Source organism: Sphingobacterium sp. 18053 (assembly GCF_902706145.1).
GTDB lineage: Bacteria > Bacteroidota > Bacteroidia > Sphingobacteriales > Sphingobacteriaceae > Sphingobacterium > Sphingobacterium paramultivorum.
In genome coordinates this window covers 92,379-104,840 of record NZ_CACSJW010000002.1, presented here as the reverse complement: position 1 = coordinate 104,840, position 12,462 = coordinate 92,379, and the positions used below count along the sequence as shown (strand labels likewise).

10 protein-coding genes are annotated in these 12,462 nt (G+C 40.4%); 5 read left to right on the top strand and 5 right to left on the bottom strand.

Annotated features, from left to right (window positions below; translation table 11 throughout):
- The first annotated feature begins 100 nt into the window (after window positions 1-100).
- From GVK91_RS04575 to GVK91_RS04565, 3 genes are all read left to right on the top strand, one after another.
- Entirely contained in the window at window positions 101-1,069 is a 969-nt protein-coding gene (locus GVK91_RS04575) for a polyprenyl synthetase family protein (RefSeq protein ID WP_153845695.1), read from the top strand.
- Window positions 1,070-1,153: 84 nt separating this feature from the next.
- Window positions 1,154-1,930, top strand: coding sequence for an amidohydrolase (locus GVK91_RS04570; RefSeq protein WP_046672799.1), 777 nt, complete (start codon window positions 1,154-1,156; stop codon window positions 1,928-1,930).
- Between the two features lie 266 nt (window positions 1,931-2,196).
- Window positions 2,197-2,640, top strand: coding sequence for a MarR family winged helix-turn-helix transcriptional regulator (locus GVK91_RS04565; protein WP_046672798.1), 444 nt, complete (start codon window positions 2,197-2,199; stop codon window positions 2,638-2,640).
- A gap of 102 nt (window positions 2,641-2,742) precedes the next feature.
- On the opposite strand, the gene GVK91_RS04560 is transcribed toward GVK91_RS04565, so the two are convergent.
- The 4 genes from GVK91_RS04560 to GVK91_RS04545 form a co-directional block, all read right to left on the bottom strand.
- A complete protein-coding gene (locus GVK91_RS04560; RefSeq protein WP_153845694.1) occupies window positions 2,743-4,299 on the bottom strand; it encodes an FMN-binding glutamate synthase family protein in 1,557 nt (518 codons plus the stop codon).
- A gap of 186 nt (window positions 4,300-4,485) precedes the next feature.
- Window positions 4,486-5,247: a Rossmann-like and DUF2520 domain-containing protein gene (locus GVK91_RS04555; RefSeq protein ID WP_153845693.1), complete on the bottom strand. Its 762-nt coding sequence runs from the start codon at window positions 5,245-5,247 to the stop codon at window positions 4,486-4,488.
- A complete protein-coding gene (locus GVK91_RS04550; RefSeq protein WP_153845692.1) occupies window positions 5,247-7,706 on the bottom strand; it encodes a heme lyase CcmF/NrfE family subunit in 2,460 nt (819 codons plus the stop codon). Before GVK91_RS04550 ends, GVK91_RS04555 begins: the two co-directional genes overlap by 1 nt.
- A gap of 19 nt (window positions 7,707-7,725) precedes the next feature.
- Complete coding sequence (locus GVK91_RS04545) at window positions 7,726-8,133, bottom strand: cytochrome c maturation protein CcmE (protein ID WP_046672794.1); 408 nt, start codon at window positions 8,131-8,133, stop codon at window positions 7,726-7,728.
- 386 nt (window positions 8,134-8,519) lie between these two features.
- On the opposite strand from GVK91_RS04545, the gene GVK91_RS04540 reads away from it, so the two are divergent.
- Complete coding sequence (locus GVK91_RS04540) at window positions 8,520-9,479, top strand: lipid A deacylase LpxR family protein (protein WP_153845691.1); 960 nt, start codon at window positions 8,520-8,522, stop codon at window positions 9,477-9,479.
- 88 nt (window positions 9,480-9,567) lie between these two features.
- Here GVK91_RS04540 and GVK91_RS04535 read toward each other — a convergent pair whose 3' ends face one another.
- On the bottom strand, window positions 9,568-10,818 hold the full coding sequence (locus GVK91_RS04535; protein ID WP_159727231.1) for a dicarboxylate/amino acid:cation symporter: 1,251 nt from the start codon (window positions 10,816-10,818) through the stop codon (window positions 9,568-9,570).
- Between the two features lie 538 nt (window positions 10,819-11,356).
- On the opposite strand from GVK91_RS04535, the gene mnmD reads away from it, so the two are divergent.
- The gene (gene mnmD, locus GVK91_RS04530) at window positions 11,357-12,028 is read left to right on the top strand and encodes a tRNA (5-methylaminomethyl-2-thiouridine)(34)-methyltransferase MnmD (RefSeq protein ID WP_153845689.1); all 672 of its coding nucleotides are present in this window, start codon (window positions 11,357-11,359) and stop codon (window positions 12,026-12,028) included.
- Window positions 12,029-12,462: the final 434 nt, after the last annotated feature.

Genomic DNA, 12,462 nt, shown 5'->3' with positions numbered 1-12,462 from the left:
TATGCAAATGTACAATTTTGGTGTGACTTCCTTTAAGGGCACAAAATTGCCATTTCTATATGATTATTGCTATATTCGCAAGATTCGATCGTAAAGATATATGCAACATTTACAACAACTCGTGATAGAGGCGATAGAGACAAGTCAATTTCCTGAAACACCATCAAATTTATATGATCCGATACGGTATATATTGACTTTGGGCGGAAAGAGGGTTCGACCAGTGCTGACATTGATGGCTGCCGAATTATTCGGCATGCAAGAGATGGATGAAATTATCCCTGCTGCCAAGGCAGTGGAGTTTTTTCATAACTTTTCACTGATCCACGATGATCTGATGGATAAGGCTCCTTTAAGAAGGGGTAAAACGACAGTTCACGAGAAGTGGGATGCTAATATTGCTATATTGTCTGGAGACGGCTTGTTGGTCAAAGCTTATGAGGAGATTTCAAAGTGTAACCCTATTTACCTGCCCGCAACCTTGAAAATTTTGAGTAAAGTGGCTATGGAAGTATGTGAGGGCCAGCAATTGGATATGGATTATGAGAGTCGGGATTCGCTGACAATGCCTGAATATCTTGAGATGATCCGTCTTAAAACTTCGGTGTTATTGGGCGGAGCGTTACAGTTGGGTGCTATTTTGTCTGGAGCAGATGAACAGCAACAGCAGCTGATCTACGATTTTGGAGAGAATGTCGGCTTAGCATTTCAATTACAGGACGATATCTTGGATGCCTATGGAGATCCAGATACCTTTGGAAAGATCGTTGGTGGTGATATCATGATCAATAAAAAAACCTTTTTATTGGTTAAGTTGATGGCGGTAATTTCGGACGACGATAAGACAGTCTTACAAGGCTTATTGGACACATCTATAGAGACTGCTCCATCAAAAGTAACAGATATGCTTGCCTTATACGAGAAGTATGAGATTAAAATTGCGGCCGACGAATTGAAAGATATCTATACACAACGGGCATTTGAAAAAATGGAAGCATTGAATGTACCAAATGATCGCAAAGAAGCGTTATTAGTGTTAGCAAATAACCTTTTGGTAAGACAGCAATAAGTATAAATTCTATTAAAATTCGTATCTTGCCTGTAAATGTTTTTTTTGTAAGAAAATAATTAAATAAATTTTTAGATTACGTTCATGGAGCCTTTAAAAATCACCGTATTTCAAGCATATTTATTCTGGGAAAATATCGAGAAGAATCTAAATAATCTTGCATTGAGACTTTCCTCATTGCGTGAGAAAACGGATGTTATTATTCTCCCCGAAATGTTTAATACGGGCTTCACGAATAATGTCGAGAAATGTGCAGAACCTGCAAATGGACCTACGACAAGATGGCTATTTGAAATGGCAAGCTCACTTAACTGTGTTGTTGCCGGTTCTTTGATTATCGAGGAAGGCGGAAAATACTATAATCGCTTTGTATGGATGTTTCCAGATGGTAAATATGTAAAATATGATAAACGTCATCTTTTCGGATTATCTAAAGAAAGCGAGTACTTCGAGCCAGGAAATGAACGTATCCTGGTGGATATCAAAGGATGGAAAATTTGCCCGATGATCTGTTATGACCTTAGATTCCCAGTCTGGTCTAAAAATCAAAACGGCGCCTATGATATTTTAGTGTATACAGCCAGTTGGCCAGACAAGCGCTCCGCACATTGGAGAGCCCTTATTCCAGCACGTGCAATAGAAAACCAAGCTTATGTTGTCGGGGTGAACCGGGTAGGGCATGATGGTAATGATATTTACTATTCTGGTGGCTCTATGTGTATATCGCCACTTGGTGATGTGGTGTATTATAAACCGGAAGATGAGGATTTATATACCTTTACCTTAAATCCGAACGACCTGTTGGAGGCACGTGAGAAATTTCCTTTCTTAAAAGATTCCGACTCTTTTACTATCGGATAACATCCTCTAAATTAGGTATAATTGCAAGCATTTATTTTGTTTGTATCCTTTTTATTTATTAAATTCAGTCTAGTATAAATCAAATTGTTATGATTTATCAACATCTACTTATGACATGTTGATAAAATTTTGTTTGAGACAGCTATATTAAAGCGTAATTTAGGCTAACTATTAGCCAAAATACGTTTAGCTTTTTCTCATATTGAATGAAAGACGACGTTTTATTATTAAAATAAGTTGCGTAAACAACCATAACCATTATTCATATGTTAGACCAAGATTTAGTATCACAAGAGTATTTTTATAATTTCCTAACGGGGAAATACTCAATTGCAGTTATGCGGAGATTACAACGTAATCTCAAGGAGGCCGGGTTAAACATTACTTCTGAACAATGGAGTATCATGTATAACCTGTGGGTAGAAGAGGGGCTTACCCAGCAGGAGCTTGCTGTTCGCACATTTCGAGATAAACCAAGTGTTACTCGATTAATTAATAATCTGGAACGGGTAAATTTGGTTATCCGCGTTAATGATAAAAACGACAGACGGTCCAATCTGATCTATTTAACAAAAATAGGACGAAAGATGAAGGATGAAGGAATGAAGCAGGCAAAAAATACTATTGAACAGGCCTTAGGAGGCTTGGCCGACGATCAAATTACCTTATCAAATACCATTTTGCATCGCGTATTGTTTAATTTGAAATAAAGATACTTAGTGGGGGTTATTTTATAAGGGAACTATCAGGGTATAAAAAAGGTCCCCTATGTTGAATACATAGGGGACCTTTTTTATATGAATTTCTAGCAGTTAATCTTCGAAAAGTTTGCTTTCGAAATCTGTGTGGCTATTGACCAATTTGCCTTCCGTTCCGAAATAGATTTCCTGAAAACTTAGTGTCCGGATAGCATCGACCTTACGATAGAATTTATCTGCCGATACATCCGAAAGTGTTTTGAAACCACAAGCCTCCATAATTTCGACTGTAGCACGTAATGTGTTGCGGTGGAACTGAGCGACCCGCACATATTTATCGTTTACGTCGAGTCCTTTGTATAAATGCGGCTGTTGCGTGGCAACCCCAACCGGACAGACGTCTTCATTACATTTAAGTGCCTGAATACAACCTAAAGCGAACATCATACCGCGAGCACTATAACATGCATCTGCGCCTAAGGCAATGACTTTCAATATATCGAAACCTGTTACAATACGGCTTGATACAATAACTTTAACATGTTTTTTTAAACCAAAAGCAATCAAGGTTTTCGTTACAAATGCCAATGCGTCGTATAGTGGCATCCCCAAGTTATCCGTAAACTCAAGTGGAGCAGCTCCCGTACCACCTTCTGATCCATCTACGGAGATAAAATCCGGGAAGATCTGCGTGTTTTGCATGGCATGACAGATATCGATAAACTCATGTTTATCGCCGATACAAATTTTGAAGCCGATAGGCTTCCCACCCGATAGCTCGCGCAGCTGTTGTATGAAGTGCATCATTTCAGTCGGCGAGGAGAAAGCGCTATGTGCTGGAGGCGACATCACATCTGTTCCTGGAATGACGTGACGAATAGCCGCAACCTCAGGGGTATTTTTTGCCGCTGGAAGAATACCTCCATGACCAGGTTTAGCGCCTTGCGAGAGTTTCAACTCGACCATCTTCACGTTTTCACGATTGGATTTTTCTCGGAAAAGCTCCGCGTCAAATTTTCCTTCCTGATTCCGACAGCCAAAATAACCTGTACCCACCTGCCAAATTAAATCACCACCGTTGTTGTGGTAGTCACTGATTCCCCCTTCACCGGTATTGTGTGCAAAGTTTTGAAGTGCAGCACCTTTATTTAATGCCGTTATCGCTGTTTTACTCAACGCACCATAACTCATTGCCGAGATGTTGAACACACTTAAGCTATAGGGCTTTTTACAGGCTGCATTTCCAACCGTGGTACGCATATCGTGGTTTTCGATATGGCAAGGGAAAACAGAGTGCGCAGCCCATTCATTTCCGACAGCCTGTGGATCCGTCTGCATACCAAATGCGACAGTTTCACGTTGATTTTTTGCACGTTGGTATACGATCGAACGTTGTCTTCTGTTGAAAGGACGTCCATCCATGTCTGATTCCCAAAAATATTGTCTCAACTCAGGACGAATAGATTCAAAAATATAACGGAAATATCCAACTAAGGGATAATTGCGTAGGATGGCATGTTTTGTCTGGAAACTATGATATAACGCAATCAATAGCAATGGAAATGGGATGATAAGCAGCCAAAACCAGCTTGATGTAAATATAAATCCAAATGATACAATGATTAAATTAATCACAATCATTATTGAAAGAATGAGTTTTCTAACTTCCATAGAAAATACGATTGTTTAGTTTTAATTCGCTATTTTAATGTTTAGCCCAACTGATAATTTTATTACTCAATTAGCATTCCAAAATGCGCTTTTGGACGAAGCAAATGTACTAAAGTTCCTGAAGTAAATGGATATATTTACCCTTTGGAGGTAAGTTTTGATAAGTTTATAACTGTTTCTAACAAACTATTTTCTTTTAGTAATCTCCTGCGACAAAAGTTGATAGATTTGCTGTAAATCTGGTTTATTGCTAATAAATTGCAAATGTTTTTGCATTGTTGTGCTGTCCTGTCGGATCGCTGGTCCTGTCTGAACTGTTATTGGAATATGATTTTGCACTTTTTCTGCCGTCTCCAGGATGATTGGTTTGATTAGATCAAAGGACAAGTCGTTTTCTGCTAAGAGCTCGTAGGCCATCTGATAAAGGATGTTAGTAAAATTGTTGACCATGACCGAGGCAAGGTGGATGGCTAAGCGCTGCTGGGAATTACAATAGATGCTCCGCGGTGCAAATGTCTGTGCTAACTGAAGTAGCGCGGCACTATTTTCATCCGTGTTACCTTCAACACAAAGCGGTACGGTCGAGAAATCGACTGCTTTATTTTTGGATAACGATTGTGGGGGATAGATGACTCCCGCATTTTTAAATCCAGCCAGGACAGAAAGATCGGTCGCTCCCGAACAATGAATAACAACACCTTTTATATCTTTTGGTAGCGCTTCTACCAGCGATACAATGGCCTGATCGGTAACGGCAATGAGGTAAAGATCGGCATGCAAGTCTAGTTCAGACAGTTGGTCAATTGCCACGCAATGAAGAGCAAAGGCCAATGCATCTGCATTGGCCTTTGTTTTACTGTAGATCTGAACGATATGGTGTCCTGTTTTTTGAAACTGTTGTCCAAAATGCGTAGCGGCATTACCGCTTCCTAAGATCACAATGTTCATTATTTAAGTGCTTTTCGTTTCTCCTCTTTATTTCTTCTCACAATGGACATGATAAAACCGATGGTCATGACAATCGTTCCACACCAGAAAAAGTTGATGTATGGGAATTTAATGGCTTTAAATACGACCCATTTCTTTTCTGGAAGCGGCTTTTGATAAACCATGATTTCCAGTTTATCCTTGTCAGGTTTAATTCCCGTAAATCTGAATTTAAGTCCTTGCTCGTTGACATCTTTATTGAAGTCATAAACGCCACCCTCTTTAATTAAGTAGATTGGTTGTACTTCATACTGTTTGTTGTCGGCCGAAAATACTTTTATTTTCAATCCAACCATGACATCACTAGGACCTTTTGGAATTTTCTCCAGGTGAGCCTCTTTGTTTAAGCCTTCAATGACATAATATCCATTGCGGTAGCGTAGGGTGTCACCGATATTTACCTGATAAGTCGCCGGTTCCTCATAGTCCTCGAAACCAGTTTTGTCTTCTGCCGGAACTTTAGCATGTGTTGCTTGACTTTCAGCTGCAGCTGCAGTAATCAGTGTATACACGTCATGCGTGACATAATGTTTGGTCGCTGGAGTACCAATCAAACCGCCCATTTTCGCGTTGTTTTGCGCAAAAGGTTGTAGCACAAAATGCTCCTTCACTTTACCTGTTTCTTCGTCGATCCGCTCGTATTTTATTTTATAAAACGTATTTGGAGCCACAATGCTATCGCCGATATAGGTAATTTTGTATTCCCCCATTTGTACAGGTTCACCTTCGGTCAAGAATAAGTTGTCGCCAGGTTTCTCTACCTTGTCAAATCCCGATACAGCAATGTAACCAGTGTTGTTGACCGAGATGACCTCGTTGGTTGCTGCAGCCACCATGGCACCGATAAGTAGTAATCCAAAGCCGATATGGGCTACCGAAGAGCCGGCCAGCTTCCATTTGCCTTTGACAGCATCACCCAATACGCGGATATTCGCCAAAATACAGAAAATACTTGCGAAGGTGATCAAAATATAGATCAGGTTGGTATAAGTCTTCGTAAAATAGACGACAGCAGCCGTTAGAATGAGAGACACAACCAACGATGCTACCGTGGAAGCCAAAAACTTGCGGCTATCGGTACGTTTGTATTTTAAGAATTGCGTAAATCCGGTTAAGATCATAACGATCACTGCAAAACCCGATTGCCACTTGTTATAATGTTGGATCGGATCCAAAGGTGGAGCTACCTTGGTGCCAAAGATCTTGTTGAACACTGGAATTGATGTTGAAGCGATGATCTGTGCACATGCGACAGTCAATACCAAGGCGCCAATAAACATCCAGAATTCTCTTGAATAGATATCCTCATCCTTTTCTGTGATGGGCATCTCTTTCTTTTTGACGGTAAGAAATACCACCATGATAGCCAAAAAGACAACATTGAATAAGATCAATTGTCCGCTCATTCCCAGATCGGTAAAGGAGTGCACAGAAGTCTCTCCAAGGACACCACTACGTGTCAGGTAAGATGCATAGATAACAAGTACAAAGCTGATCATCGCCAAAAATGTAGCGGTGAAGTAGGAGTGGCCTGAATTCTTGTACGCAATCATGACGTGAACAGCAGCAATCAAGGTAAACCAAGGAATAATTGATGCATTTTCTACCGGATCCCAGGCCCAGAAGCCACCGAAGTTAAGTGCTTCGTAAGCCCAGAATGAGCCCATGATAATACCTGCGCCTAAAATCATTACGGCAAATAAAGCCCAAGGAAGTGCTGCATTGATCCATTCTTTGTAACGTTTGGTCCAAAGAGCACCTGTTGCATAAGCAAAAGGAACAATCATCGACGCAAATCCAAGGAATAGTGTTGGTGGGTGAATCACCATCCAGTAATTTTGAAGCAAAGGGTTCAAACCATTACCGTCGGTGATGAGTGATAGATAGTTAGCTTCTCTAAAGATTGGAATATCCATTGCTTCACGCAATAGGATAAACGGAGAGCTACCGATACGCAGACCGAATATTTCCACACCAATAATCATGGAAGCTAAAAATGCTTGGCATAACATGACGAAAGTCATGACAGACGATTCCCAGCTTTTTGCTTTAAACAGCAAAACAGAACCTAATACTGTTTGCCAGAACATCCAGAGCCAAAAACTACCCTCCTGACCTTCCCAAAAACTGGAAATGATATAGTAGGTAGGTAGTGTCTTGGACGAGTGCGCCCAAGCATAATTATATTCAAAAAGATGATTGTATATAATATAAAATAAAGTTGCACCAATCGCCACTACGGAGACCGCATTAGCCCAAAAGGCAATACGTGCAATTTTTTTCCATGAATTCTCTTCAGGGTATTTTGTTGCAAAAAAGTAGCTGATACAAGATAGAAGTGCAGCACCAAAAGAAAGTACAATAAAGAATTGTCCGATCTGCCCTGGTAGCAGGTGCTCACCAACGTAATTAACGTCCATTGAAAATTGATTTTACGAATTAATTATTGAAAGCAGTAGCATTGATCTCGGTGACGACCGATTTATCGTTATATTTTGACGGACATTTCATCAATATCTTACTTGCCCTAAACACATTTCCGTCCATTTTTCCTGTCAATACAATTTGCTCTGAACGTTCAATATCTTGAGGTTTGGCGCCTCTAAAAATCACTTCACATTCTGTACCATCGTTGTCACGCATGAAAAACGAAAATTTGTTGGCGTCAGTTTTGGGATCATAATGAAGCGCTTTGTCTTTATTCAATTGACCTACCACATATAGTTCGGTTTTCTTTTCTTTAGCTTCGGTAAATGTCGAATAGGTACTTGAATCGGTATAGATAACAAGTATCATGGCAATTGCGACAGCAATGATAGCGATTAGAATAATTGAACTTTTTTTCATTTGTATTTACTTATTTTATAAGTGTTTGATCTCATCGTATAAAATGAGCTCGTTTCACCCGGTTTGTTTTTTCTTAACTATGAATAGCTGTTCCAATCTGCCAGATATCTTCCTGTTTTTTTAGAAAGATTATTACCCAAACCTGACAACGTTGTGCTCGCTAAAATCCCAAATTGATTACATTTGAGACCTAATCGAATGCAAAATTACAAATAGATTCGCTAAGAAAGGAATAATGCAACTTTTCCATATTATTTATATCTATTCTAAATAGTTTGAATTAATTGGAAAAATAAGCTAGATTCGAATGCTTTTGAATAATTTGAAGTGAAATTTGCTATTTTGGTTCTAATGATATCGCATGAATTTTACAATTGCCTGTTAATATGAGTGTTGCTTTGCGATTTTTAGGCCTCTTTTGGGCTGTTATATTCCCCTGCTTTTTTGTTTTTGGACAGGTTAAATTCCGTAATCAGGAAATTGCTATCCAAAATGACAATGACGTCTATCTACTGACCGGTCAGGATCGCTATTATACCAATGGTATCAATATCAACTATAGGATTGCGTTGCCAGGGAAACCGGATAGGCAGGCTTCAAATACGGTATTGGATTTTGAAATAGGCCAGCGGATTTACAATGGTATCAGTATCATTGACTATAGACGGCAGGAAAAAAAATACGATAGACCATTTGCAGGTTACCTCTATTTTAGTGCTGGAGTAACGCGGTTTTTACCGCACGATCAGGTTGTTGAGTTCAAGACTGAATTGGCGCAGATCGGCCCTAAATCCTACGGTGAAGAAGCACAGAAGTTTATCCATCATCTCTTTGGGATGTACGAGGCGACAGGTTGGGATACGCAGCTTGGAAATTCCTTTGGTATTGATTTAAGTGCAACCTATAAAAAAGGACTATATCGCAGTCAAAACCAGCAATTCGATGTGGGAATTATAGGTGAGGGGACCATTGGACTAAATAATACCAATATGGGGATTGCGGCCCCGCTTCGGTTGGGGAAGCTGAAATCCTATCAGGCGTCCACCTTTACACATGGGCATTTGACACAGGGAAGAGCAGACAATGATAGAGAATGGTATTTTGTCTATCAACCAAGCGTGTCTCGTATTTTTTACAGCGCAACGGTAGAAGGAGGAAGAGATAAAAATGATCCCATAGGCAAGTTATACACTATTCGGCCTTGGATGCTTAGTCACCGCATTGGTTTCAATTGGTCTAACCACAAGATCAATTACGGTATCAATTATATCTTCAATTCGAAAGAGCTCAAATCGGCGTTTCACCGGCATCAATATGGCGAGCTGTTTTTTGCCTACCGTTTTTGATCAGCCGGCCATAGGTAGGGCCTACATGGATCCGCTTGATAGGATCTTCGTTGGTCCACCGTTCAAATGTTTGTCGTTTGCAGCTTGTTTAACCTGGGGTTTCGGGAATAGGGTCGGCCAGTTTTTGCCCGATCAATCTGGTGGTGAGCATAGCGGCTACGGTGTCTCCAGTGGCATTGAGCATCGTTGCCAATGGGTCGACCAGGGTTGCTATAATCATAATGGAAGGGATCACCTCCGTTGGCATCTGATAAACCGATATGATCAGCATTTCTCCGATGTAGCCACCATTAGGAATTCCGCCGGCTACGATGCTCACCAGTAAAGTAATGCCAACCGCCATAATCAGATTGGCTGGATCAAAAAATTCCTTGCCACTTAATAAAAGCGCAATATAGATTTTAAAGATACAGGCGATCGCCGATCCATGCTTGTGCAATGTCGTGCCTAGGGGAATGACGACACTAGCGACGCTGTCCGGGATTCCAATTTGCTTGGCTGCAAGTAAGTTGGCCGGCATGGTGGCGAGGCTACTGCAGCTGCTCAATGCGGTCAAGGAAGGCAATATGTTATTTTGCCAATATCGTTTGACACCCTTTAGCCCGAATGCTAAAAAAGTGAATAAACTGAATACCGTAAAAAAATAGAAGATTCCAAAAAAGTAATATAGACCGATAGGTTTAGCATAAAAACCAAAGAGCTGAGGGCCTAATGTTCCAACCTGATAGGCAAAATATGCTCCCAAACCAATGGGAGCGAGGTTCATGACCATCACGAGCAGATTTCCCATCACAACATTGCCCGAGTTTATAAATTTACGGAAGGTCTCTGCAGATGCCCCTGATTTGCGCGTAGCAATGCCAACGAGGAACGAAAAGATGACAAAGGCCAGCATATTTTGTCGTGATAATAAACTTGAAAATTCGCTAACGGTTAAAAAGCGGACCATTTTTTCACCCCAAGAATCATGAACAACTGTTTCTATGATCTTGTTTGTTTGTTCAATAGCCAGTGGAGCATCTACTGGAAAGAGGTAAAGGAAGCAGATGCTTGACAGTCCGGCGACGACAATACCCAGTACAAATACGAACGACATCATACCGATGATCCTTCCCAGTACACTGTCGCCATCGATATTGGCAACAGATGAGGATATGGCAAAAAACACCAATGGTATAACGCTGACAAATAGGAGGTTTAGAAAAATGTCACCGATCGGTTTAAGATTGTTGACGATATGTGGAAAGAAGATGCCGATCAAACTTCCAATACTGATCCCAAGGAGTAGAAGTAAGATACTGCCGTAGTTCTGCACAAAAGTTTTTGTAGCGTATTTCATAGGTGTATGATTAGTTATTTCAAAAGGAGTTCATTCGCATGGAAGAACTGCTTATATTGTCTTTGTATTTGGTCACATTGAGAATATCCAATGCTGTTGTATTGCTTGCACTTGTTGGGTTTGGATATTTCATTAGGTTTTGTGAATATTTCGTATTTAGATTGCTAAAATAGTGTTTTTCTCGAATAGGTCTATTAAAACGAGCTGAATTTATGCGTGTTTGTTCATTTTTGTTTTACCTTGTAGAAAAAAGCCGCTTTTTTCTGCAAATGTCTAGGTGATTGCTTTGTATCTTTTCATTAAGGTATCAAAGAGCTTGCTATGCTCGGTTTATGATCTACAAAAGAGTTTCCGTCCGCTTTCACAGCTGTTGATGCTGTTGAAATCAGGAAGGTTTTGATACTCGAATTGGCTTTTTTATCTTTGGACAGTAGCAGTGATAAGTGTCATGGGTAAGGAATGCGCTATTTGTTTGGATTACTGTTTAGTTGTTTAGACTTAATGTGTGAAAATTGGAACTTAAAGTATTTGTATAAAAATGGAATTTGTAACGACAGGAGATGGCTCGAAAACGTTGTTTAATGCTGAAATAGGTGAATGTTATCATTCTAAACACGGTGCAGTACAGGAAAGCAGGCATGTTTTTATAAAAACAGGGCTTGACCACTATGTACAAACAACAGGGGCAACCGACGTCGGTATCCTAGAGGTTGGGTTCGGGACAGGCTTGAATTTTTTGCAAACAGCTGATTTTCTTAGGGATAAATCCGTTCAGGTGGAATATGTCGGGATAGAAGGATTTCCCTTGCCTTTGTCCACTATTGCTGAAACGGGCTATGAGGCGACGGTAGATCCGACTGTGTGGGCAAGCTATTTGAATGCATACGAGCAGGCATTGACGGAAAACGTACGGATTAACGAGTACTTAAAGCTTCATATTGACCATACCTTATTGATGAATTTCAAATCGGATCGCTTGTTTGACGTTGTTTATTTTGATGCCTTCGCAGCAGTGCATCAGCCTGAGATGTGGAATGATGCTGCCTTAGGACATATCGCGCAGTTTGTTAAACCTGATGGTGTTTTTGTGACTTATGCTATTACCGGAAATCTCAAGCGCAGTATGAAAGCATTGGGCTTCTCTATTGAAAAGGCGCCTGGTGCGCCCGGCAAGCGTGAAATGCTGCGCGCGACAAAATCTCCTTTTTGAACACACTTGGTACAACATCGTTGATCAGATGACTAACGATGTTGTATATTTTCTAATAATCTCTTCGCATAATCTATTAATATTTGCGTTGGTCCTGAAAGTCCTAGTTGAGCGTGATTACCTACGAGCCATTCAATATGCGGTTAAATCTGTTTTTTGTTTTTAGGGATCAATAATAAGTGCTACTTGCTAGTCCTAGACCATTTTGAAATTTGCAGAGGACTTTCGGTTGACTATTAAGTAAGGATCTATGATGAATTTGCTATGGACCAAGAACGTTCGATTCGAGGACCTTTCATATCTCTTTCGAGACATCTTCGTGTCTCGGCAAGGGTGTGTCCGTGGTGAGAGGGGGGAGTCCGAGTTACCCTCGGTGATAAGACTGTAGCAAAGCTGTCAGAAAATGCTCTTACCCGCTTGTAAGTATGAATAAG

What these genes read in the sequence shown, in the direction of transcription:
- GVK91_RS04575 (WP_153845695.1), top strand. Translation starts at nt 101, where the DNA reads ATGCAACATTTACAACAACTCGTGATAGAGGCGATAGAGACAAGTCAA.
- GVK91_RS04570 (WP_046672799.1), top strand. Translation starts at nt 1,154, where the DNA reads ATGGAGCCTTTAAAAATCACCGTATTTCAAGCATATTTATTCTGGGAA.
- GVK91_RS04565 (WP_046672798.1), top strand. Translation starts at nt 2,197, where the DNA reads ATGTTAGACCAAGATTTAGTATCACAAGAGTATTTTTATAATTTCCTA.
- GVK91_RS04560 (WP_153845694.1), bottom strand. Translation starts at nt 4,299, where the DNA reads ATGGAAGTTAGAAAACTCATTCTTTCAATAATGATTGTGATTAATTTA.
- GVK91_RS04555 (WP_153845693.1), bottom strand. Translation starts at nt 5,247, where the DNA reads ATGAACATTGTGATCTTAGGAAGCGGTAATGCCGCTACGCATTTTGGA.
- GVK91_RS04550 (WP_153845692.1), bottom strand. Translation starts at nt 7,706, where the DNA reads ATGGACGTTAATTACGTTGGTGAGCACCTGCTACCAGGGCAGATCGGA.
- GVK91_RS04545 (WP_046672794.1), bottom strand. Translation starts at nt 8,133, where the DNA reads ATGAAAAAAAGTTCAATTATTCTAATCGCTATCATTGCTGTCGCAATT.
- GVK91_RS04540 (WP_153845691.1), top strand. Translation starts at nt 8,520, where the DNA reads ATGAGTGTTGCTTTGCGATTTTTAGGCCTCTTTTGGGCTGTTATATTC.
- GVK91_RS04535 (WP_159727231.1), bottom strand. Translation starts at nt 10,818, where the DNA reads ATGAAATACGCTACAAAAACTTTTGTGCAGAACTACGGCAGTATCTTA.
- mnmD (WP_153845689.1), top strand. Translation starts at nt 11,357, where the DNA reads ATGGAATTTGTAACGACAGGAGATGGCTCGAAAACGTTGTTTAATGCT.